Source organism: Acinetobacter sp. R933-2 (assembly GCF_030325485.1).
Taxonomy (GTDB): domain Bacteria; phylum Pseudomonadota; class Gammaproteobacteria; order Pseudomonadales; family Moraxellaceae; genus Acinetobacter; species Acinetobacter sichuanensis.
In genome coordinates this window covers 94,911-119,674 of sequence record NZ_JACAIJ010000010.1, presented here as the reverse complement: position 1 = coordinate 119,674, position 24,764 = coordinate 94,911, and the positions used below count along the sequence as shown (strand labels likewise).

Below are 24,764 nucleotides of genomic sequence, written 5' to 3'. Positions count from 1 at the left end.
GGTCGTATTTACTCACCTTTTACCGACATAAAATTACTTAATTTTTCAAAAGATTCTTAATTCATTTTTTTCGATCAAACCCACCAAAAATACGATTTATTCTGTTACTGTTTTGTACAATACAGTTGTACAATAATGCTGGTGAATAACTATTTTAGCATGTTAATATTCACACACTACAGCCTCAAAAAAAATAGTCGGCTGTATTTATTTTCTACCTACTATTTTAAGGTTTTTAGGAGTGCTGTTGGAGATGAATGCTCCCCTACCCAAAGCCCCAATTAACTGGATCGGTGTTTTTGCGTTAGTTTTTTTGCCTATCGTTGCACTGATCGCGATTCCTTTCTATGCTTGGCACCATGATTTTAGTATAGCAGCTTGGATCAGTTTATTTGTTTTACTCGGTTTAAGCAGTTTAGGCATTACTGCAGGTTATCATCGTTTGTGGGCACATCGTGCTTATGAAGCGACTCTCCCACTTAAAATCATTTTAATGATTATGGGAACATTTGCCATTCAAAATAGTATTTTGTTCTGGGCTTCAGGACATCGTACTCATCACCGTCATGTTGATGACGTTGATCAAGACCCATATTCTATTAACAATGGTTTTTGGTATGCACATATTGGCTGGATGCTTCGTAATTATCCAGCAGCAGAACCCAACTATAAAAATGCACCCGATTTACTCAATGACAAATTAGTAATGTTCCAACATAAATACTATATTCCTCTTGTCATTGCAGTTCATGCTGCAATCTTATTGCCTATTGGTTGGGCTGTTGGTGATATGTGGGGTGTCTTACTGCTTGGTGGCTTATTGCGTCTGATTTTCAGTCATCATGTGACATTCTTCATCAACTCATTGTGTCATATGTGGGGTAAACGCCCTTATACAGATGAAAATACAGCACGTGATAACTTCATTCTTGCAATTGCAACATGGGGGGAGGGTTATCATAACTATCATCACATTTTTCAGTACGATTATCGTAATGGTGTGAAATGGTGGCAATATGATCCAACAAAATGGCTCATCTGGTCTTGCTCTAAAGTCGGCTTAGCAAAAAATTTACGTCGTATTCCAAGCTTTAATATTAAAAAAGCTGAATTGGCAATGCGTTTTAAATATGCACAGCAAGATTTAGCTGTTTACGGGCATGATGTAAATGCTGATATTTTAGCGATGAAACAAAAAGTTGCACAGGAATATGAAGCATTTACCCATACTTTAAATGACTGGGCGGCTTTAAAAGAGCAAGAGCTTCAAGCGAAAAAAGCGTCAATGGCTGAAAAGCTTCATCAAATGGATGGGAAATTAAAAGTTGATTTCCAACTGGTTGAACAAAAATTAAGTTTTCACCGTTCACGTTTAGAAACCTTAATGCGTAATATTAAAAAAACCACTGTATCTTAATGGTTTTTAAATGATTGAAAAGCTCCGAAATGGGGCTTTTCTTTATTATATTTAGCAAAAGTTGGCAATTGCTCTACTTCCACGTGTTCAATCATGTTGTCATTCTTTTCTATTTTGCACAGCTTATCCTATAACTTTGTTATAGTCAGATAAAACCATTTTGATGACTGACTATGCAATTCAACTCTCGCTATCCATCCTTAAATCCAAAACTCTATCATGAGCAGATGCCCTCTCCCCTCAAAGGTGCAAAAGCAGGACATTTCAATACAGCTTTGGCAGATGAGTTACAGTGGTCAGAAGATGAAAAAGCTGAGTGGGTTGAAATCTGTAGCGGACAAAAAACCTTTCCTGAGTTTCATCCTCTGGCAATGGTCTATGCAGGACATCAATTTGGACAATGGGCAGGACAACTTGGTGATGGACGAGGCTTACTGATTGCTCAGATTCTAAATAACAACAATCAAACAATTGATCTGCATTTAAAAGGTGCAGGCTCAACGCCCTACTCTCGTATGGGTGATGGTCGTGCAGTACTGCGCTCTGTCATCCGTGAATATCTGGCAGGTCATGCACTGGATGCGCTTGGTGTACCTTCGAGTAATTCTGTCGGATTCACGACATCTGAACAAGGCGTACAGCGTGAAAAACTGGAACTTGGCGCAATGATGCTCCGCACGTCTGACTGTCATATTCGTTTGGGGCATTTTGAATGGATCAATCAATACCAACCTGAACTACTCAAAGAATTTACCGAAAAATGCATTGAATGGCATTATCCTGAATGTTTAAAAGCTGAAAATCCTATTTTGGCATTTGCCACTAAAGTCATTCAAAACACAGCCATCATGATTGCCAAATGGCAATTGGTGGGGTTTGCCCACGGTGTGATGAATACCGATAATTTAAATATTACAGGTTCAACTTTAGACTTTGGCCCTTATGGTTTTATGGAGCGTTTCCGCCCGAATTGGATCAATAATCACAGTGATTATAATGGTCGTTATACCTACCAAAACCAACCAAGTATCGCCCATTGGAATTTATGGAATTGGCTCAACAATTTAATTCCTTTGGCAGCACCTGAAAACAAAGAACAATTTAAACAAGATCTTGCTGATTGCTTAGAACATTTTGAACCCACATTTTTAGAATATTACACGCATGGTTTATGTCAAAAACTCGGACTGCCAAGTTTTCATAAAGATAGTTTTGATTGTGGTATGGCATTTTTAAGAGTTTTACAAACTGAGCAACTCGATTACACCGAAAGTTTTCTTCGTCTGCAACGCAAAGAATATGAAGCCATTAAAGATGATTGTCTGGATCGTCGTCAGTTTGAAGAGTTTTTGGCACAATATGAAAGTATTCGAACAAATCAAGAGACTGACGAACTTGATGCAGCAATGTTTAAAGCCAATCCTGTGTATATTTTACGCAACCATATGGCACAAACAGCAATCGAACTCGCGGAACGTGGTGATTTTTCAGAAGTCGATCGTCTGTTTAAATTACTCAGTCAACCGTTCAGCAAACAAGTCGATTTGGAAAAAGCGCAAGATTTAGCACCATTACCAAGTGATGTGCCTGAAGTGATGGTCAGTTGTTCATCATAAATAAATGTTAACTTGCCAATGGGTAGCTTGTCCTACCCTTGGTCATTTAAAAGAAAATTTAAACAATATCACCACAACATAAGCTTTTATTTTTTGTAAAATATTGATTAGATCGATAAGTTATTTTAACAATGAATAAAAAAATTATATTTTTCATTTTCTTTTTGCTTCTAATTATCATAGGAATATTGGTTTATCAAAAATATGCCCGCTATTTACCTACTGAAACATCTGCGATTCATGTACAAAATTTAACACCAACTGAAATCAATAAAATTCGCCAAGAAACGCCCATCACTGAAGTTAAAGCCTATAAATCAGCACGTCACATTCAATTATTACATCACAAGCAAGTCATCCGTGACTATCCTATGCGCTTAGGTTTTGAACCGATTGGGCATAAAGTCCAAGAAGGTGATGGAAAAACCCCTGAGGGACAATACGTTTTAGATTGGCGTAATCCGAAAAGTGCTTTTTATAAATCTCTACATGTTTCTTATCCCAATGCGCAGGATCAAGCTAAAGCCAAACAACTGGGCGTTTCCGCAGGCGGTGATATTATGATTCATGGTTCGGCGACAACAGCTCAAGTAGAAAAATTACCGAAATTGATGGATTATTTACCTCGTAATGACTGGACATGGGGCTGTATGGCGGTACGCAATGTAGATATGGATGAAATCTGGAAATTGGTGGATGATGGAACCATCATCACGATTTATCCATAAATGATATGTACTCAATATAGGAACTTCGCATGAATGAATCTGAAATTCAACAATATGCAATGCAAATTGCCACTCAGCAAGTACTTGCTGAATTAAGTTATCCCTTTGGTGAAGATATCCATGTTTTTAAAGTCATGAATAAAATTTTCTTACTCACATCTACCGCACAGGGACAAATTTTTGTCAATTTAAAAGTACAACCTGAACAATCTGAAATTTTACGTGAACTCTATCCTTCTATCAAAATGGGCTATCACATGAATAAAAAACATTGGATTTCAGTCTATGCAGGTGAAAAAATTGATGCACAGTTGATCGAAGATTTAGTCAAAACATCGTATCAGTTGGTGACAGAGCAACTGACTAAAAAACAAAAACAAGCACTCGCAATACATGCAGCTATTCAATAATTTTTTTTAATTTACAATGTGTCGAACGAAAGAAATCACAATACGAATTAAAAAAACAAAAATATGAAAAAATCCTTCAATAAACCACTGATCAAGTAGAACTTCTTGTGCTACATCAGATTTCCAACTTCGTCTCCCTTGTGAATATGGCACAATAAAATAGGTTAAAACAAACAGGATGACCATAATAACAAGCAAAATATAATGCTGCGAACCTGTACTAAAAAATGCAATCAAACAGCCAAATGCTGACAGAAAACACAGTACTGCAAGAAATCGACGAAGATGATAATAATCTGATGGATTTGACATTCAATACTCTTATTTATAATGTAAAAATGGTTAAATTAATTTTTATAATCGCAAAATAAACAAAGTTTTTAGCTGATATTTTTATCTTCTCTCCCGTTTTAAATGATCATTTTTTAAGAAGAGTTATACACTTTTATACCCAAAAACTGTGGATAAACCTGTGTCTATCCACAATATATGTTTCAGTTTGTAAATTTTTTAATCTTCTGGATATTCAAAACGGTAGCCTACACCATAAACTGCTTGCACCCATTCATGACGGTTTCCTGTTTCCGCAGCATCCGATATTTTACGACGTAAGTTTTTGATATGACTATCAATAACACGGTCAGCAACATCAAAACTATCAGGATTAATATGGTCTAAAAGTTGTGCACGAGAATAAACCTGTCCGACATGTTCTAAGAATAACTCTAATAAACGAAATTCAGTTGGTGTTAAATTCAACGATTTTTGTTGATACCAAATACGTTGTTGTGCTTTATCCATACGGAATAAGTTATTTTCCTCAGGCTCAGCTTTACGCTCTAAACGACGTAAAACAGCTTGTACACGTGCCACCAATTCTTTAGGGCTAAATGGCTTACATACATAATCATCTGCGCCCATATTTAGCCCCAAAACACGGTCAATTTCTTCAGTACGGGCAGTGACCATAATAATGGGCAAGTCAGATTGTTCACGTACTTTACGGCAAATCGTTAAGCCGTCCATACGCGGCACCATCAAGTCCAAAATCATCAAACTTGGCTTACGTTGCAAAAAGCTATCATATGCTTCTTGCCCATCATGAAACATACTGACTTCTAAGCCTGCTGCTTCAAGATAATCTCGCACTAACTGTGCAAGTTCCACTTCATCTTCTACAAGCATAATATGTTTCATGCTGTCTTTTTCCTTCTTAATGCTTTGTTTGTTTCGGGAAAGTCAATTTACAACGTAAACCGCCTAAAGGAGAATGGTCAAATGTAAGCTCACCACCTAAAGCTTGTGCAATTTTACCTGACAATGCTAAACCTAAACCTGTGCCACCTGTACTACGTGTACGTGAATCATCCACTCGATAGAAACGCTCACCCAACTTTTCTAGCTGCTCATCTGTTAAACCAAATGGACTATCATCGACATAAATTGTCCAAGATTGTGCATCTTGTACAGTATGTATGTGGACTTTACCACCTGCTTCAGTATAACGAATACTATTCCCTAGTAAGTTGACCATAATTTGTTTAAAGCGGTCTATGTCTAATTGTAATTTCGCACCATCACCTTGAACTTCTACGGATAGATCTGCCTGTTCAAATTTAGGTTTAAAATTTTCTACTTCCTGCACGACCATTGACCAAGGATCAACTTCAGCAAAATAACATTTCAATTGCTGTGCTTCGGCTTGTGCCAAATCTGCCAAGTCTTGCGTCAGTTTTTTCAAACTTGTGACTTGACGTAGCATAGATGCAAAATGTTCAGGCGTTGGTTTACGAATCCCATCCTGCATAGCCTCAATTTGAGCTTGTAACACAGCCAATGGCGTTTTTAGCTCATGTGAAGTATCTGCGACCCATTGGCGACGTGAGGTTTCATGCTGATCAAGAATAATCGCTAATTGATTAATTTCATTAGACAAATCTCCCAATTCATCATTACGATTTACAATCACTTGATGCTGATAATTACCTTTTGTTAACTCACGAGTTGCATTTAGCAAGCGTTGAATTGGCTTTTTAAAATACGTTGCCAATAATAATGCTGCAACCAAACTACTGATCAAAGTCAAAATATAAATCAGTACCAAATAACGTTTTTGATTACTAAAAAAATTAATACTTAATGCATCATCTTGATCTAAAACAGGTTTTAAACCCAAATAACCCACCACCTTGTTCTTTACAATCACTGGGCGATATGACACTGGATCTTCTGAAGGCTCACCTAAAATAAATTGATGTTTTGCATCATACAAAGATAAACGTGAACTTAAACCCAAACGATCTGGCATAGAAATAAAACGTTTTTTGCCATCTTGCTTCAATGTAGACACTGAAGTCTGGCTTTTATTATTTTTTTCAGGCGGTTTAAAAAAGTTTTGATTTGCACTTAATGGAAATTTTAAACCCTCAAAAGGTTGAAACTGCGAAGGTAAATTTTCTTGTAAGATTTGCAACTCAACAGGATCAATCTTATTTTGGTTGGTTGCTGTATCGTGTGCAATTTGATTGACTAGCGTATGCTCTTTAAAATAACGTTGTTGCAACGCAATATCATATTGACGTCTTAACCACCAACGTGACAATTTATCATAATCATCAGGCGCTGCATCACCCTCAATTTGCAAAATTTGAGCCTGAACTGCATTGCCCCAATCATGATATAAACCATAGACATCAGCTAAGTTATCGATTAAATAATCGAGTTTTTGCATTTCGACATCGGCAACATATTTAGCAAAGTTTTTTTGCATCGTCCAATGAAGTACACCTAAACTGACCGTCGTAATCAATAAAGTCGTGAGCAAAACGGTCAAAAATAGACGTAACGCAATAGGAACTCGGCGTATATTCAAAATGAGGCTCACACATTTTCTTCTCTGTTTTGTATTGTAACCAACAGGGACTCAAAATACTCTCCATTGTTTCTACATCATTATTATTTAATCTTTAAGCATTGATAATATTTGAAACTTGTTATTGGAGCAGCCTCAATGAAAGCAACCTCTAAAATTGTACTTGTAACCGCAAGTATTTTGAGTATGACAGCATTGACTGCTTGTCAATCTACAAATACTCCTAAACATGATCATGATGCTCGTATGATGGGACATCATCAGCATGGTCGCCAAATGACACCTGAACAACGCGCACAAATGAAACAAATGCGCGAAGAGCGCAAAGCTATGCATGCACAAATTCAAAAAGCATGTGATGGTAAAGCTTTAGGACAAGCAGTACAGATTAAAGCAGGTGAAAAAACACTGGATGGCTCATGCAATATGGTTTTTAAAATTGATCGTAAAGCCATGAACGAAATGCGTGATGCTCGACACGATCAAGGTCGTATGATGCATGGGCATCATCAAGGTGAACGCCATATGCAACAAATGACTGAAGAGCAACGTGCTCAGCTTCAACAGCAACGTGAACAAAAACGTGCTGAACGACAAGCGCAATGGGAAACCATGCAAAAAGCATGTGTAGGTCAAAACAATGGTCAAGCCATTCAAGTGAAATTAGGCGATAAGACTGTAAATGGCACATGTGTTGTTAAATTCCAAGCACAAAAACAAACTCAACCAATGCAACCTTTGGTTCCTACCAATGACCTAAAAGTTTCATAATTTTTTAAGTATTTTTCTATATCAAAATCGCTTTTCGGAGCGATTTTTTTACATCTATATTTCAGCCATTGCTGTCTTATATTTTAAAATTCAACAAGTTTAGTCCTCATTTGAGGAATAGTATTCATCAATATTTTCCTTAATATTCAAAGTGAAAAATGAAATCATTCATCTCAAGTTAATTTAGAGCATCATCTATTTTACCTGATCGATTTCATTTCTAATTCATTAAAAATAAAGATGATTTTTAATTTTTCATCATATTAAAAATATGGATATCAATTTAGGGGAAAAGATATGAAATTTAAATTCAGTACTGTCACCTGCTCTATTTTATGTGCAACAACTTTGGTTGCCTGTGGAGGTACAGACGATATTATTGACGCCATTATTGATAAAGTTTTACCTCCAATGCCAGAGGAAACCATCGTCACAGCAGATTTAAATCAAGGGCGTGTTGCTATCCCACTAGAATTTAGAGATGCGAAAACAGGTCAAATCGTTCAAGAAAAAATCTCACTTCATGCAGAGGATGATATTGCCCAAAGCAATGTCTATGAAGATCCTACGCAGCAGAACATTCAAAATGGTTATGCTTACATCTATCTCACAGCCGATGCGGCAAAAAGTGCATCAAGCAATAAACCTGTCAAACTCAGAGTGATCATTTCTGCGGATGGCTACTTCACAACAAGCACAGATATCATTTATACAGGTCATCCAATCAGCCTACAAAAAATCAGTCTAGTCAGCAAGGCTGCCCCACCTGCGGGTATTGCTGTTGCATTACAAAAAGATGTTAAAACAGATACTTCAGGTAAATTACTCAAAGATATTCAACTTACTGCAAAAACAACTGATGTCGCTTCAAAAGGTGCGGCTGCGAGTTTTAGCTTAGCTGCTAACACCATTTTAAAAGATGAAAAAGGACAAGCACTTATAGGTGATTTAAAAGTCAGTATTGGTTACTTTAGTCCAAAAACTGAGAATATTGGAGCCGTCTTCCCTGGTGGTCTAAATCCAGATCAGGTCAAAGTATTTGAAAATAATCAATGGCGATTACAACAAGGATATTTTGTCACAGCAGGTTTAATGGCAGTCGATATTACAGACGCGCAAGGACGTAAAGCTCATTTACTCAGTAATGGTCAAGGTACCATGACGATTCAAACACCTGCGGGGCTACTCAACCCTGAAACCAACTTACCCGTCAAAGATGGTGATACGATTCCTGTGTGGAGTCATAGTGAAACAACAGGTCTATGGCAACAAGAACTTGTGGGCAAGTTTAAACAAAATGCGCAAGGTAATTTTGATGTGAGCTACCAAGTTTCACATTTATCGTATTGGAATTTAGATTGGTACTATAACCAAATGTGTGCTGAGCTTCCCCTCCAATATAGCCAAGATTTTCACGTTGATCCTTATTTGACTATGGATGTAGATGTTGAAGGGTTTGGAAAATATCAAACTATATATATACAAAATTCAGGTGAATTCACATATCTATTAAATATGCCACAAGATAGAGCAATCAACTTTCAAGTTAAATATCAGAATAGATTGGTTGGGCGTGGTTATAAAGCCCCAAATACTTGCGGTAAAGTTCACATTGAAATGTTGGAGAAACTTCCAATCACTCGCAATGTACCTACACAAGTCTATATTGCCGCACCCAAAAGCTTTACCAAAGCTGAACTGTCTACACTTTTAGATAACATTAGTTCACTCTCAAATGCAGAAAAAATTGCTATTTTGAAACTCACCCATCCTTCAAATGCCGATGCTAAATTTACAATTAATCAAAATACCTTAAAGAAATTTATGGATTTAGGTGTTGGGGTTAAAGAAATTGGTTTGATCCAAACAGTATTAAGTCTAAAAGTCAAAGTGAATGGAGATTTTAGAGGCTTAGATCAATTTGGAAAAATTTATTTCCAAACACTAAACTCACAAGGGCAAATGACTTTATCTAATCTGCCACAACAAGATATTGTGTTCGATGCACCAAAAACCATGATGAAAGAAAAATATAATTGGTACACACAACAAACGACCACTTATCCATTTACACAAATTTATGCATCTTTAGGAAATTATGTAAAAAATAATCAAGGTGGTTCAACTTATACGGTGATCCCATTAAAAACAGCAACCACAATTAAAAAGACAGACACTCAAGCCACCATTATTTTTGAAGATATTTCCGCGCTTCAACAAATTATGAAAAATATTAAAAAATAATTTTGCTTGATTGAAAGATTGTGAGCGAGTTGGTTTTATTTCACTAAAACAGGCTCGCTTTTTTCTATTTTAAAAATTTCTTTGAGCAAATAGCGTTACTTTTATATTGTGTGATTTGTCATCCTGACAAAATCATGACTAGAAATATCTTTTTACGATTTTGACTATTTGTTACCTTATTTTCACTATAAAACTGTTTACACTCAAAGCACTTACAATATTGACACTATTTTTCTTTGACTTTACAGTCACAGAGAAATCACACAGAAATACTTGTACGTTATTATAAGTTGTTGCACGATGTACATAACAACTATGTGTCGATGAAGACACGCATCGTATTTATTAGGATTATAAATCTGGTTTAACCAGTATTGAGGAAACCGATATGCCACAATACAAAGCGCCCTTACGTGATATGCAATTCGTTTTACATGAATTATTAAATGTCGAAGAACACTACGCTAAACTCCCTGCATTTTCTGAAACCGTAAGCCGTGAGTTGGTTGATCAATATTTAGAGGCTGCGGCTGACTTTTGTGAAAATGAACTTTCTCCACTCAATCAAGTGGGTGACCGTGAAGGTTGTACATGGAATGATGGCGTTGTAACAACACCAACAGGTTTCAAAGAAGCGTATCAAAAATATATTGAACTCGGTTTCCCATCGCTTTCTGTACCAGAAGAACATGGCGGTCAAGGTTTACCTGGCTCATTAGGTACGGTTATCTCTGAAATGGTGGGTTCTGCAAACTGGGCATGGGGTATGTATCCTGGTCTTTCTCATGGTGCAGTACGTACCATTGAGCATCACGGTTCTGCTGAGCAAAAAGAAATTTATTTACCAAAACTGGTTTCAGGTGAATGGACAGGTACCATGTGTTTAACAGAATCTCATGCAGGTTCTGACTTAGGTATTATCCGTTCTAAAGCTGAACCACAAGCCGATGGCAGCTTCGCAATCTCGGGTGAGAAGATCTTTATCTCAGCGGGTGAGCATGACATGGCTGAGAACATTATTCATATTGTTCTTGCACGTCTGCCAGGCGCGCCAAAAGGCACCAAAGGTATTTCGTTGTTTATCGTGCCTAAATTCAATGTGAATGCAGATGGCTCTATTGCAGATCGTAATGGTGTACGTTGTGGTTCAATTGAACACAAAATGGGGATTCATGGTAACTCAACGTGTGTGATCAACTTTGATAATGCAAAAGGCTTCCTGATTGGACCTGAAAACAAAGGCTTACATTGCATGTTCACATTTATGAACACTGCGCGTATTGGTACTGCTGTTCAAGGTTTGACTGCATCTGAATCTTCTTTCCAAGGCGCACTTGCTTATGCAAAAGATCGCTTAGCAATGCGTTCACTTTCTGGTCCTAAAGCACCTGAAAAAGAAGCAGATCCAATCATTGTGCATCCTGCTGTACGCAATATGCTCATGACGCAAAAAGCATTTGCTGAAGGTGGTCGTGCTTTAGTTTATTTCTTATCTCAATACGCTGATGTTGTTGAGCAAGGTGTTACTGAAGAAGAACGTAAATTTGCTGACAATATCTTGTCTTTATTAACACCTATTGCAAAAGCATTCTTAACTGAAACAGGTTCAGAATCTGCAAAACATGGCGTACAAGTCTTTGGTGGTCACGGCTTTATTTCTGAACATGGTATGGAGCAAATTGTACGTGATACACGTATCTCTTGCTTATATGAAGGTACAACTGAAATTCAAGCACTTGATTTACTTGGTCGTAAAGTTTTAGGTACTCAAGGTGCAATGTTGAAAGACTTCACTAAGATCATCCATAAATTTATCGAAGCAAATAAAGACAATGCTGAGTTAAAAGAGTTCTTAGAACCACTTGCTGCTCTGAACAAAGAGTGGGGTGATTTAACCATGCAAATTGGTATGAAAGCGATGCAAAACCCAGATGAAGTGGGTGCTGCGGCTGTTGATTACCTCTATTTCTCAGGTTATATCACACTGGCATTCTTATGGGCGCGTATGGCACTAGTTGCACAAGAAACTTTGGCAGCAGGTACAAATGATGCTGACTTCTATAAAGCAAAAATTACCACTGCACAGTTCTACTTTAAGAAAATTTTACCACGTGTACGCTCACATGTTGACGTTATCGCAGGTGGCTTAGATCCATTAATGGCTTTAGATGCTGAACACTTCGCATTCTGATGCTAAATATCTAACAGATATTAAAAAACTGTACTCTTGAGTGCAGAAATACAGAAAGGACGGTCATAGCTTTAACCGTCCTTTTTCTTTATAAATAGACCGTAATTTAACTTACTTAAGTCGTCTAACAACATTGAAAATCGTTGCTTATACTGATTTAGGTCAACAGATTCAAACAAAAAACAGGTGAACGAACATGCCAATTTATAATGCGCCACTTGCGGATATGAAATTCATTTTAAATGACGTATTTAATGCAGAGCAATTCTGGCAAGCCAATGAAAAACTTGCTCATGTTGATGCTGCAACAGCTGAAGCAATTTTAGAAGAAATGGCGAAGTTTGCACAAAATGTCACCCTTCCCTTAAACCGCACAGGTGATGAAGAAGGTGCAAGCTATAATAATGGCACTGTGTCTACACCTGCTGGCTTTAAAGAAGCATTCCAACAATATGCTGAAGGCGGTTGGATTGGTTTAGGTGCTGACGAAGAATGGGGCGGTCAGGCGATGCCGAAAATGCTGACTGTACTTTCTGATGAAATGCTTTTCGCAACAAACCCATCATTCATGCTCTACCCACTTCTGTCTATTGGTGCAGGTATGGCATTAAACAGCTATGCATCACAAGAGCAAAAAGAAACGTATTTACCGAAAATGTACGCAGGTGAATGGTCAGGTACTATGTGTTTGACTGAACCGCATGCAGGTACAGACTTAGGGATTATCAAAACCAAAGCTGAACCAAATACAGATGGTACATACAACATTACAGGTACAAAAATCTTCATTACAGGTGGTGATCACGACCTTTCTGAAAATATTATTCACCTTGTTTTAGCAAAAACACCAAATGCGCCTGCAGGCTCACGTGGTATTTCGCTATTCATCGTACCGAAATTTATTGTCAATGCAGATGGCTCACTTGGCGAACGCAATGCTGTAGGTGCAGGCTCAATTGAACACAAAATGGGGATCAAAGCATCTGCTACTTGCGTAATGAACTTTGATGGTGCTAAAGGCTATCTCGTAGGTAAAGAAAACGAAGGTTTAGCTGCAATGTTCGTGATGATGAACTACGAACGTTTGTCAATGGGGATCCAAGGTCTAGGTGCTTCTGAATACGCTTACCAAAATGCTGCGCAATATGCGACTGACCGTTTACAAGGTCGTAGCGCACAAGGCGTTCAGTCTCCAAACAAACCTGCGGACAGCATCCTTGTTCATGGTGATGTGCGTCGTATGTTGCTCAATGCGCGTGCGAATAACGAAGCATCTCGTGCATTTGCGGTTTATGTGGGTCAACAGCTCGACATCACGAAATTCTCTACAGATGCAGAAGCTGTAGCAGCTGCAAATAACCGTGTTGCATTACTAACTCCAATTGCTAAAGCCTATTTAACTGATACTGCTTTTGATGCTGCCATTGATGCACAAATGGTCTTTGGTGGTCATGGCTTTATCCGTGAATGGGGTATGGAACAATGTGTTCGTGACTTGCGTATTGCACAAATTTACGAAGGAACCAACGGCGTTCAATCTCAGGATTTAATTGGTCGTAAAACAATTAAATGCAATGGTGCATTTATTGCAGAATACATTGCTGAAATTCGTGATTTTGCCAATGACTTGGATTCGGACTTAAACTTCATTAAAGATGCAACTTTAGACGTTGCAACTGAAATTGAAGTGGTGACACAGCGTATTCTTGAACGTGCTAAGGAACATGCTGATTTTTCCAATGCTGTAGCGGTTGATTACTTACATGCAGTTGGTTTGCTCAGCTTTACTTATATGTTTGCACGTATTGCCAAAGCGGCATCAGCGAAAGAAGGTCAATTCTACCAAGACAAATTGGCATTGACACATTACTTCATTCAACGTGTGCTGCCTGACCTAAGCTCACGTATTGCTAAAATCAAATCTGGTGCAGAAGTGATTATGGGCTTTAGCGAAGATTACTTTACCAATCAGGCTTAAGTTCAAAACCTTTTAAATAGGTTTTAGACTTTGAAAATACCCTCAATTTGTAAAAGTTGGGGGTGTTTTTTATTTAAAGTCCGTTGGTAAGTACATTTTTGATTAATACTCTTTAGAGCCGTCTGGACTGGTTTTAAATATCTCAGGTAATTCGGCATTTTCAGTAAAAGCCTCACCTTTAAAAATATTTACAACTTCAATTTTACCCATGATTTGCTGATTAAACTCATCCAAACGTTCCGCAGGTATCCACATCTCCTGACAAAAATCATCGCCTACAGTATGTACTTCAAATTGAGCCAAATACTCATCTGCCAACTCAAAACGTGTGACATAACCAATGTAACCACTCGCTTGATCTTTGGTATTCCAATCTAATGCAATCTTTTCAGCATACTTTTGATTGAGTACAGGATAAAAAATGGGTTGCCAATACAAACGTGGTGGAAATGCTCGAAAATTTGTACTTTCAATTAAACGATATTCAAATAATCCAACTGGGCGATATAAATACATATTTGTCCTTATTTTTATCAAAATTGATCTTTGTATTGATCTTAAATGACAGATTAATATTTTCAAAATTTTATTTGCTTCTCAACTGGCTTTCATGTGCATGAAATTTGCATGGTTTTAAATAACTTAAAGCTTAGGCAATGGAGGACGACTTGAACAAAGACCCGCGTATAGAGAAAATTGAAAAAATCCTCGACAAATTTGGCAATCTTGCTGTTGAAGCCTTTCATTATTTAGCACTTTTTATTATTGGTTGTATGATTGCATGGTCTGCGGTACATACCATTGTAGAAATTTTAACTGTCAAACAATATGCCAGCATTGATGATATTTTATTATTATTCATTTATTTGGAACTCGGTGCAATGGTTGGAATTTACTTTAAAACCAATCATATGCCTGTACGCTTTCTGATTTATATTGCCATTACGGCACTGACTCGGCTACTGATTTCAGACATTCAACATGACCATAAAGCGGATATAGACCAAATTATTATTACAGGTTCTATTTTAATTTTAGCGATTTCCATTTTAATTGTGCGTTTTGCTTCATGGAAATTTCCTTCGGTGATTCGGGAAAAACAGCACGATCACCCTGTACCGCATGGCAAAACGCCACGCCCAGAGGATGATGAACTGGCTTAGAAACAAACCACTTCAGCAATCCATCATGCTACCCACAACCACCTCACCCTCTCCTTAAATCAAGGAGAGGAAATTATATTGAGGGTCGCTATCCATTCATCTAGCGATCATTAGGGGTTTGAATATAACGCCCATTTTCATAGATCCAATGCATACCAACCTGAGGATCAGGCAAACCATAACGGCGCCAATCACTGATCAGCATATATTGTGAACTTTCTATTCGCCCACCCTCACCATTAACATAACCATAACTGCTGCCCGAATACTGCGTCTGGGTTGGAAATTGCTGTTGATAAATAATCGTTACACCATTTTGTTGTGGGTAAACAGGATAAGGCTGATTTGGATAGCTTTGATGTGGGTAATGCGGATAATTTGGATAAGAATTTCCCCATTGCCCATGATTTTGTGGTGGTCGAATGGGAATCTGTTTGCTTTGAGTTAAACCATTTTGGTCAGTGTATTGATACGTTTGCGTTGGAATCTGATGTTGATGACGCTCTTTCATACGATAGTTTGACCAATCTTGTGCTCCTGCCCACGTCATTGTTGATAATGTGGTCACCATCAGAGAGAGTACTAAAGCTAATCTATTCATCATGACCTCATGGATACGTTCAAAAGTTTTTTATATTTTAAAGCCAAATTAAAGATAAATAATGGATATTTTATAAGCAATTTTAAACGCTATTGATGGCTTTTCAATACATCATAAGGTCTATTGATCACACAATCTGCTAAGATATTATTTTTAAATCTGATGGATGCTATGTTGTGGCTGAACTGAGTTTTGACCGTTTACATCAATTTTTTTGTAAAGTACCAAGTGTACAAGAAGCATTTATAGACAGTTATGGTACAGATGGAAAATCTGCATGGTGGTTTAAGTTTCAGATTAATATTGATCATCCACTTGCTTGGCAAACTGTACAAGAACTTGGGCACGTTTTAAATTATATTTCTAAAAATGAGCGTCTCCCAACTCAGTTTTTACCTGTTTCTCCTCCACCTTATATGAATGGTGAAGCAAAACAATTTCTAGCTTGGGTGATTCAGTGTAATCATGCTGACTTTCCACCTGATGTCATCTGTGACTGGTTAGAAGCGCGTTTGCCACAACCTATCGAAGATGAAAGTCAGTGGAAAATCAAAACAGATATTAAAGAGTTAGACAAAATGACGGATAAAGATTTGGATAAAATCGTACCGCCAAATCCACAACCTTAATGATCTAAACTGCAACCTTCTCCCAAAAGGAGAAGGTGACGATTGTTTTCACTGCTTATAGAAAAGCAAAATCCTGAGCAAATCTTTTGAATTTGCAAGAAAAAATGATTAAAACGTCGATAAACCACTCCATTCCATAAAACGATATACGCCATATTTCAGTTTAGATTCATCAGCATATTTAGAATAATTCACACTCATATTGCGACCATTTAAGTTCGACCAAGCTGTATTAAAATACTGTGTTGCATCAAGAAAAACTTGCTGTTGCGGATGACCAACAACACGTAGATCGGTTTCCAGATTATAGTTTTTCAGATTTCGTGCAGTAAAATTAGCAGAACCTAATATCAATTCGGCAGATTGCGCATTACGTTTGATGATCATTTTGCTATGACACTGCTCACCTTGCGTATTACACCAGCGTACTTCTACGCCAGCATCATTGAGCTCAGAAGCCACTTGACGATTTGGAATACCATTTTTCTGACGACCAAACGCGTCTTTGTTCGGATCAAGTAAAATGCGTAACTTTACGCCACGATCTTTTGCTGCAATAAGTTCTGTAATAATTTGACGTTCAGATAAGTAAAACATTGCCAAATCAATCTGGTCATTGGCTTTTGCTGTTTCTAGCATCTTTAAAACTGCATCATAAATTGCTTTTTCAGTCAGCACTTGTACTTGTGGATTGACTGGACTTTCAGGCAGTTTACCTACAATCACAAAAGGAGCATCACCACCTGACAAATGTGCAACAACTTGTTCAGTTTTTAAAATATCGGTTGCTGTCGCACCATCAACCATGAGTGCAACATTTGAATGACGCGAGCTACCATCATGCGGATTTGCTGAAGTGACAATGGTTTTCCAACCCTCATCAGTATCAACTACAATGGTTTTACGATGATTTGCTTTAAAGTTAAATAAGTTTAGATAGCTACGAAGCGTAATTTTTTCTTGACCAAATGGATTATTGAGCCAACCTTTCTCAGGGTTATTGCCTATATCTTGACAGCATAAATACCAAAAACCAGACCATGTCGGATTTGAAGCCCGTAGTGGCGTAAGATTCGTTTCAATCACCTCAATTCCGCCCTGACGTAATTTTCGATACTGCTCAGGTACTATACCGCCGTAAACAGAATTAATCGGATCTGTGATAAATTTAATCTCTAAGGTTGGATTAACGACTTTCTGGTTAATCAATGCTTGAGTTAATTGTTCAGTTAATTGACGATGTTGAGCTTTTGAATCACCTAATTCTTGATTAAATAAAAACATATCAATCACAATGGTCGTTTTTGCTTGCTTAATCAAAGCCAAAACTTGATCAAAAATATGCTGATCAAGCTGTTGTTTACCCTGTGCATCGATATAGGTTTCATCTGCAATAAATTTCACATTGGCATGACGCAGTGTTCCAGTAAAATCTAAACCTTTTACGACAGGTTTATAGGTATGATAAATCGCTGAAGATAAATATCCTAAAGCCAATACACCTAAAATAATGCTGAAATAACGACGCTTTGACCAATTCAGCTTACTGTGAATTTTATTGAAAATACGCATAAGAAAAAACCTAGACTAATGTATTCAGCCTAGGTCTAATCTCTTTATTTTTCAATAAGGGTTTGGTGAATAAAAGCAATTCAACTAAAACTTATAATCTACACCAATCACAAAATTACGCCCAATTTGTGGAATATTCGCCAAGAATGAACTATGTTCATAAATTTCTTCATCTAGCAAATTATTGGCATTGAAGTACACTTTGGCAACTTGTTTATTGGCAAATGGATGCTGATAAGCAACCCCAACATTAACCATATTGTATCCACTGCTTTCTTGCTCATAAGCGGCAAACTTATCTTGATTAAACACATGTGAATATTCAGCAGAGCCTGACCAGTTTTCGTCAAAAGTTGCATTTACACGTGTTCCTAAACGACCTGCAGGCACACGAGGCGCATTTTCATTGTCAATTTTGCCACGTACATAATCACCAAAAATCGTTGTTTTATAGATATTATTCCACTGATAAGCCACTTCTGCTTCAGTGCCATAAAACTTCGCTTCATCTTGGCTATATTGAATAAGACGGAAATTTTCATAACGATCAAGTGTACGTGCATAAATGTAATTATCGAACCAGTTATGATACAGATGAACATGATAACTAAGCTGATCACCCTCATAATGCAGCCCAAGTTCAACATTATTTGACTTTTCTTTATCTAAATTTTCATTGCCTAACTCATACGTATTGGTCGCAAAATGCCCACCATTTGAATATAACTCTTGCGCAGAAGGCAAACGCTGTTGATGTGATGCCGATAAAGATAATGTGTAATCTGGCTTAAATTCCCAATTTGCTGCACCTGAAACAGAAAAAGCATTGCCATCAAAGTCTTTTTGAGTTGAATCAATCTCTATTTTTTGATGATCCAAACGTGTGCCCAACTCTAAATGCACATCACCAAACTGACGATATTCTAAACCAAATAGACTATATTTTTGAGTTTTATTGGGTGCAAAAATCGCTTCTTCACCTGAAATATCAAGTTTTTGCTGACTGGCTTGTACTCCCCATACACCTTCCCACTGTGCAATTGGGTTATGGACTAACTCAACACGCCCTTCGTAACCTTTACTCTTGAAAGTAGTCATTGCTTCATCACCTTCAATTTCATCATGTTGATAATCTGTATAACTCGCTTGAGCACGTAATTTTTTAAAACCTGCAAATGGGTCTTTTAACTCTGAACGAAAATCATAACGTTCTGTTTTTAAATCAATCCATGGACCCGCACCTGAGTGATCATGATCATGTCCTTCATGTTCATGTGCAGATTCATCTTCATGATCATGATCATCATGTCCACCACAATGTAAATGATCACCATGTGGATGGCATGATTCATACTCGTGACTATGACCCGGTAAACCATATTGATCTTGGCGATTGCTATAAGACACGCCTGCAAAACCTCGTTCACCAATCCAAGATAAACCTACATTGATATTCTCTGATTCAGAGAATGTATTGCCAACACGACGCTCTTTCGTGCTGTGTGTATGATCATCATGATCTTCGGTGACGATATAATTGGGTGTAATATAATCATTCGCTTCACGCTTTAAACCTTCAACACGTAAAGCGACATTTGAGCCTAAGCCGACTGTCACCCCTGCATGTGCTAACTTTTCATCGTTACCTGAGTTATAACGTACTCCAACATCCCCTGCATAACCCTCTTTGGGCATTTTTGTCGCAATTTTAGAGTCAACAACATTGACTAAACCACCGACAGAGCCTGCACCATAAAGTAAAGTTGATGGTCCACGAATCACTTCTATTTTTTCAGCCAGTTGTGGGTCTACAGTGACGGTATGGTCTGGTGACAAACTGGATACATCCATGTTTTCAGTTGCATTTTGTGTGACTTTTACTCGTGCGCCTTCTTGTCCACGAATCACAGGTCGACTCGAACCCGCACCAAAACTACTAGAATATACACCTAACTCAGATTTGAGTGCTTCTCCTAAAGTTGTTCCTCCCTGCTGTAATTTTTCACGTGAAATCGTTTGATCGGCAACACCAAAATCTTGTGTACTTTGTTCTAAAGGATGTGCTGTCCAAGTTACGGCATCTAATTGTTGAACTCCGTCTTCATTGATCTTATCCGTTGGCTTTGAATCTACCTGTTGATCTTCAGCCCAACTCATAGATGAAAATGTAGTTAAAATAGAAAGTGCTAAAATATGTTTAGAAAAAGACATGTGATTGCTCGCAAAGCATTATACTTTCAAAATAATTGTTATATTATAACATTTCATTTAATTTGCAATAAAAAACATTACTTTTATAAAAAATCGTTAGACTCACAGGATTTTATATTCCATTGTTTTGATATGCCTTTTACACTTTCTCATGCAGTTTTAGCACCTCCACTGGCAAAATTATCGGGCAATCGTTTACCCATTGCTGCACTTGCAATTGGAACGATGACACCTGACCTGTATCGTGTTTTAGTCAAAACTGAAATTCATCTTAATCATCAATTTAAAGGCTTAATCTATCCAGATTTGTTTGTTGGTTTATTATTTTGTTTCTTATGGTATTGCCTTTATCGCCCAATGATTTTTCAATATTTAGCGATTGATAAACCGCTTAATATTCATTCATTTTCATCATTTATAAAATTTTTCATTTGGATGGTCATCGCGATTTTAATCGGTACTTCAACCCATATTATTTGGGATGGACTGACACATTTAGATTTTAGAACCTTTGCTTTTCAAAATTTTCTTGCTCAACCCATTCATATTTTCCATCAGACTTATCCAATGCATCGCGTCTTACAAATCGGCTGTTCAATTGTCGCTTTACCATTTTTATTTTGGATGGGTCTGCATTACTTTTCAAAATACCGTATAAATAAAAAACCAAATGCTAAGCTCCAAAAATTTTGCTTTCTTTTGGCTTTTATTTCGTTCTTTAGTGGCTGTGCTTATTACATTTATTTTGCAAAAAAGATGGGTTTTGTACCACAACAAACAGATCTTTATATATTTATTGGCTTTTTTATGAAAGCATTTACTCAAGGTGCAATGGTTTGTTTTACCTTAGGTTGTGTTTTATTCCACTATTTTAAATATCGAAAATATTTTGATTCAGTGCATGAATAATCTATTTAGTCATTAAAAATTCACTTGTATCCGCTTAAATTGATCAGGCAATGTGGTAGTTTTTACTGTAAGTCCTTGTGACTCAATGCCCAAAGAGGCATAATCCTACATTCGAATAAAAGCGGTGCGCTGTTTACGTATTCGCTGAACTTAACCCATATAGTTGGATTTCTAACGCTATGATGCGAACTCATTACTGCGGTTCTTTAACCGAAGCTCAAATTGACCAAACCGTTACACTATGCGGTTGGGTACATCGTCGTCGTGACCACGGTGGTGTCATTTTCCTAGATATGCGTGACCGTGACGGTCTTGTTCAGGTTGTAATCGATCCAGATACGCCTGAAGCATTTGCAACAGCAGACAAAGCACGTTCTGAATTCGTATTAAAGATTGTAGGTCGTGTACGTCGTCGCTATGAAGGCACAGAAAATGCCAATATGGTCAGCGGTCAAATCGAAGTTTTAGGTAAAGAAATTGAAGTTCTTGCTGCATCTGAAACACCGCCATTCCCATTAAATGATGAAAACTCAAATATTTCTGAAGAAATTCGTTTGAAATATCGTTTCCTCGACATCCGTCGTCCAGAAATGATTGATCGTTTACGTTTCCGTTCTAAACTGACTAACCTGATTCGTAACTATTTCGAAGAAAATGGTTTCTTAGACGTTGAAACTCCTGTTTTAACACGTGCAACCCCTGAAGGTGCACGTGACTATTTAGTGCCAAGTCGTGTTTCTAACGGTAGCTTCTATGCACTTCCACAATCACCACAATTATTCAAACAATTGTTGATGGTGGGTGGTATTGACCGTTATTACCAAATTGCTAAATGTTTCCGTGACGAAGATTTACGTGCAGACCGTCAGCCAGAATTCACCCAGATCGACGTTGAAACATCGTTCATGAGTGACGATGACATCATGGATTTGATGGAAAAATTAACTGTTAAAATGTTCAAAGAACTTTTAAATGTTGAATTCGACAAATTCCCACGTATGACTTATGCAGACGCAATGCGTGACTATGCATCTGACAAACCAGATATGCGTATTCCTTTGAAACTGGTTGACGTTGCAGACATGATGCAAGACGTTGAATTCAAAGTATTCGCTGGTCCTGCAAAAGATCCTAAAGGTCGTATTGTTGCACTTCGTGTACCAGGTGCTGGTGCATTACCACGTAGCCAAATCGACGAATATACTAAATTCGTGGGTATTTACGGTGCGAAAGGCTTGGCTTATATCAAAGTCAACGAACTTGAGAAAGGTATCGAAGGTCTTCAATCTCCAATCGTTAAATTCATTGAGCCAATCGTGCTTGATTTGTTGAAACGTGTTGGTGCTGAAAATGGCGACATCGTATTCTTCGGTGCGGACAAAGCAAAAATTGTAAATGATGCAATGGGTGCTTTACGTATTAAAGTTGGTCACGATATGAAACTTGCAACTTGTGAGTGGGCACCACTTTGGGTTGTTGATTTCCCAATGTTTGAAGAAACTGATGATGGTAAATGGACATCTGTACATCACCCATTCACACTACCAAAATCAAGTGTTGAAGAAGTGAAGAACAATCCTGGTGCTGCTCTTTCAGTAGCATATGACATGGTTCTAAACGGTACTGAAGTTGGCGGTGGTTCTCTACGTATCTTCAATCTTGAAATGCAAAAAGCAATCTTTGAAGCACTTGGCATTGGTGAAGAAGAAGCAGAAGAAAAATTCAGCTTCTTGTTAAATGCATTGAAATTCGGTGCACCTCCGCATGGTGGTTTAGCATTTGGTCTTGACCGTTTGGTGATGTTGATGACTGGTTCATCTTCAATCCGTGACGTGATTGCATTCCCGAAAACCAAAACTGCTGAATGTCCGTTAACTCAGGCACCTGCACCAGTTGAAGCAAATCAATTGCGTGATTTGGGTATTCGCTTACGTGAAAAACCAAAAGCTGAAAATAAAGACGCTTAATTCTTTATTTACGTAATAAAACCCTGCCTTGGTGCAGGGTTTTTTTAATGATAAATGACCTGATCTCAACTGTCCGATATAAATCTTAAATTTAATAAATCACTGACTCTCTTTAATTTTTATTTTCGATTTGAAACTTTTAAACAGTCACTTTATATACTTTTTCAGATATGATGCAAAATATTGAACAAAGTTTCATTTATGACTCTTTTTTCCCTTTTTCCTGCATAAACTTTTAGCAGGCTTGATGAGTCACTTATGTATTTTATTTTAAAAATTATCGCCCTACTTCCGTTGTCTTTCCTACAACTTTTTGCAAGCTGGGTGGCTTGGTGGCTCAACCTCATCAATAGTTCCATGAAACGAATCACTGCAATCAATCTAAAAATTGCATATCCAGATTTAACACAAAAACAGCACAATGACTTAGTCAAAAGAAGTTTAAAAAGTCAGTGTATGACTTACTTAGAATTTATTAAATGTTGGGGGTCTACACCAGCTTATAGCCTAAATTTATTAAGTGAAATTCATGGTGAACAGCATTATCTCGACGCATTGAACAATAAAAAAGGGATCATTATTGTTGTTCCACATTTTGGCTGTTGGGAATTACTCAATGCTTGGCTCAATTTATACATAGCCCCAGTGATTATGTATAAGCCTAATAAAAATAAAGGTATTAATCGTTATTTGATCGAAGCCCGTCAAAAAGCCAACGCCACTTTAGTTCCTACTGATGAAAGTGGAATTCGTGCCATTTTTAAACACCTCAAACAAGGTGGATTAACCGTTATATTACCTGATCATGTACCAAAACCATCTGGAGGAATTTTCTCAGATTTTTATGGGCAACATGCACTCAGTAGTACCTTAGTATCTAAATTAGCAAGTAAAACTCAGTGTAATGTTTTAGGCTTAAGCTGCATTCGTAACGAGCAGCAACCACAAAAATATTCTGTTCATTGTCAACCACTTGCAAATGAAATTTCATCAAAAGATCTTCAACTTTCTGTAGATACACTTAATACAGAAATGGAAAGGATGATTAACCAAGCACCTGAACAATATATTTGGTCATATAAACGTTTCCGTCGCTTATCTAACCAATGCAATATTTATCAAAAATCACATTAAGTTTGCATTTTAGAACATAAACATTAAAAAAATGATTGAAGATGCTTTACCTGATATTCAATTGAGATAAGTTCTCAAAAATGGCATACTACAACTGTTCATTTTACAGGTAATTCTCCAATGGCTATGCGTCCCGATGTTCGTCGTCATACGATTGTTCTTATTGCATTTGCACTAATTCAGTGGGGCTTTGTCTTATATATTTTAAATCATCAATTATTTGATTTAGATAAATATGAACGTATTTTATTATTCTGCTTAAGCTGTTTTGGCGGTGGTTTCCTTATTATGGGATCGCTGATTTATTTAGTGATCAAAGGTAATGCAGATCAAAAATAAAATTTTTAAACG

The 24,764-nt window shown here is 37.3% G+C and carries 21 protein-coding genes; 14 read left to right on the top strand and 7 right to left on the bottom strand.

The window, feature by feature from the left end:
• Positions 1-253 precede the first annotated feature (253 nt).
• The 4 genes from HX005_RS13015 to HX005_RS13000 all read left to right on the top strand — a co-directional run bounded on the left by HX005_RS13015 (position 254) and on the right by HX005_RS13000 (position 4,171).
• The gene (locus HX005_RS13015; RefSeq protein ID WP_286377675.1) at positions 254-1,417 is read left to right on the top strand and encodes an acyl-CoA desaturase; all 1,164 of its coding nucleotides are present in this window, start codon (positions 254-256) and stop codon (positions 1,415-1,417) included.
• Positions 1,418-1,590: 173 nt separating this feature from the next.
• On the top strand, positions 1,591-3,033 hold the full coding sequence (locus tag HX005_RS13010) for a protein adenylyltransferase SelO (RefSeq protein WP_286377674.1): 1,443 nt from the start codon (positions 1,591-1,593) through the stop codon (positions 3,031-3,033).
• A 131-nt stretch (positions 3,034-3,164) separates the two neighbouring features.
• Positions 3,165-3,761, top strand: a complete 597-nt coding sequence (locus tag HX005_RS13005) for a L,D-transpeptidase family protein (RefSeq protein ID WP_286377673.1) — start codon at positions 3,165-3,167, stop codon at positions 3,759-3,761.
• Positions 3,762-3,790: 29 nt separating this feature from the next.
• Entirely contained in the window at positions 3,791-4,171 is a 381-nt protein-coding gene (locus tag HX005_RS13000; protein WP_286377672.1) for an MmcQ/YjbR family DNA-binding protein, read from the top strand.
• A 6-nt stretch (positions 4,172-4,177) separates the two neighbouring features.
• On the opposite strand, the gene HX005_RS12995 is transcribed toward HX005_RS13000, so the two are convergent.
• From HX005_RS12995 to baeS, 3 genes are all read right to left on the bottom strand, one after another.
• The gene (locus tag HX005_RS12995) at positions 4,178-4,483 is read right to left on the bottom strand and encodes a hypothetical protein (RefSeq protein WP_286377671.1); all 306 of its coding nucleotides are present in this window, start codon (positions 4,481-4,483) and stop codon (positions 4,178-4,180) included.
• Positions 4,484-4,681: 198 nt separating this feature from the next.
• A complete protein-coding gene (locus HX005_RS12990; protein WP_107008060.1) occupies positions 4,682-5,368 on the bottom strand; it encodes a response regulator in 687 nt (228 codons plus the stop codon).
• A 16-nt stretch (positions 5,369-5,384) separates the two neighbouring features.
• Positions 5,385-7,043 (bottom strand): sensor histidine kinase efflux regulator BaeS, encoded by a 1,659-nt coding sequence (gene baeS, locus HX005_RS12985; protein ID WP_286377710.1) that lies wholly within the window; start codon positions 7,041-7,043, stop codon positions 5,385-5,387.
• Between the two features lie 138 nt (positions 7,044-7,181).
• On the opposite strand from baeS, the gene HX005_RS12980 reads away from it, so the two are divergent.
• The 4 genes from HX005_RS12980 to HX005_RS12965 all read left to right on the top strand — a co-directional run bounded on the left by HX005_RS12980 (position 7,182) and on the right by HX005_RS12965 (position 14,227).
• Complete coding sequence (locus tag HX005_RS12980) at positions 7,182-7,814, top strand: hypothetical protein (RefSeq protein WP_286377670.1); 633 nt, start codon at positions 7,182-7,184, stop codon at positions 7,812-7,814.
• A gap of 297 nt (positions 7,815-8,111) precedes the next feature.
• On the top strand, positions 8,112-10,058 hold the full coding sequence (locus tag HX005_RS12975) for a hypothetical protein (protein WP_286377669.1): 1,947 nt from the start codon (positions 8,112-8,114) through the stop codon (positions 10,056-10,058).
• 388 nt (positions 10,059-10,446) lie between these two features.
• Positions 10,447-12,249, top strand: a complete 1,803-nt coding sequence (locus tag HX005_RS12970) for an acyl-CoA dehydrogenase C-terminal domain-containing protein (RefSeq protein WP_286377668.1) — start codon at positions 10,447-10,449, stop codon at positions 12,247-12,249.
• 196 nt (positions 12,250-12,445) lie between these two features.
• Entirely contained in the window at positions 12,446-14,227 is a 1,782-nt protein-coding gene (locus tag HX005_RS12965) for an acyl-CoA dehydrogenase C-terminal domain-containing protein (protein ID WP_286377667.1), read from the top strand.
• Between the two features lie 102 nt (positions 14,228-14,329).
• Here the strand turns inward: HX005_RS12965 and HX005_RS12960 are convergent, their stop codons facing one another.
• Complete coding sequence (locus HX005_RS12960; protein ID WP_107008065.1) at positions 14,330-14,743, bottom strand: ADP-ribosylation/crystallin J1; 414 nt, start codon at positions 14,741-14,743, stop codon at positions 14,330-14,332.
• A 152-nt stretch (positions 14,744-14,895) separates the two neighbouring features.
• On the opposite strand from HX005_RS12960, the gene HX005_RS12955 reads away from it, so the two are divergent.
• A complete protein-coding gene (locus tag HX005_RS12955; protein WP_286377666.1) occupies positions 14,896-15,390 on the top strand; it encodes a phosphate-starvation-inducible protein PsiE in 495 nt (164 codons plus the stop codon).
• 100 nt (positions 15,391-15,490) lie between these two features.
• On the opposite strand, the gene HX005_RS12950 is transcribed toward HX005_RS12955, so the two are convergent.
• The gene (locus HX005_RS12950) at positions 15,491-15,991 is read right to left on the bottom strand and encodes an RcnB family protein (RefSeq protein WP_286377665.1); all 501 of its coding nucleotides are present in this window, start codon (positions 15,989-15,991) and stop codon (positions 15,491-15,493) included.
• 176 nt (positions 15,992-16,167) lie between these two features.
• On the opposite strand from HX005_RS12950, the gene HX005_RS12945 reads away from it, so the two are divergent.
• Entirely contained in the window at positions 16,168-16,620 is a 453-nt protein-coding gene (locus tag HX005_RS12945) for a hypothetical protein (protein ID WP_286377664.1), read from the top strand.
• Positions 16,621-16,728: 108 nt separating this feature from the next.
• On the opposite strand, the gene HX005_RS12940 is transcribed toward HX005_RS12945, so the two are convergent.
• Both HX005_RS12940 and znuD read right to left on the bottom strand, forming a co-directional pair.
• Positions 16,729-18,192, bottom strand: a complete 1,464-nt coding sequence (locus HX005_RS12940; protein WP_286377663.1) for a phospholipase D family protein — start codon at positions 18,190-18,192, stop codon at positions 16,729-16,731.
• A gap of 84 nt (positions 18,193-18,276) precedes the next feature.
• Entirely contained in the window at positions 18,277-20,403 is a 2,127-nt protein-coding gene (gene znuD, locus HX005_RS12935; protein ID WP_286377662.1) for a zinc piracy TonB-dependent receptor ZnuD, read from the bottom strand.
• A gap of 132 nt (positions 20,404-20,535) precedes the next feature.
• On the opposite strand from znuD, the gene HX005_RS12930 reads away from it, so the two are divergent.
• From HX005_RS12930 to HX005_RS12915, 4 genes are all read left to right on the top strand, one after another.
• Entirely contained in the window at positions 20,536-21,312 is a 777-nt protein-coding gene (locus tag HX005_RS12930) for a DUF4184 family protein (RefSeq protein ID WP_286377661.1), read from the top strand.
• A 179-nt stretch (positions 21,313-21,491) separates the two neighbouring features.
• Complete coding sequence (aspS, locus tag HX005_RS12925; protein WP_286377660.1) at positions 21,492-23,279, top strand: aspartate--tRNA ligase; 1,788 nt, start codon at positions 21,492-21,494, stop codon at positions 23,277-23,279.
• A gap of 258 nt (positions 23,280-23,537) precedes the next feature.
• Positions 23,538-24,413 carry a lysophospholipid acyltransferase family protein gene (locus tag HX005_RS12920; RefSeq protein ID WP_286377659.1) on the top strand — a complete coding sequence of 292 codons (876 nt, stop codon included), beginning with the start codon at positions 23,538-23,540 and terminating at the stop codon, positions 24,411-24,413.
• Positions 24,414-24,533: 120 nt separating this feature from the next.
• Positions 24,534-24,752, top strand: a complete 219-nt coding sequence (locus HX005_RS12915; RefSeq protein WP_107008073.1) for a hypothetical protein — start codon at positions 24,534-24,536, stop codon at positions 24,750-24,752.
• Positions 24,753-24,764: the final 12 nt, after the last annotated feature.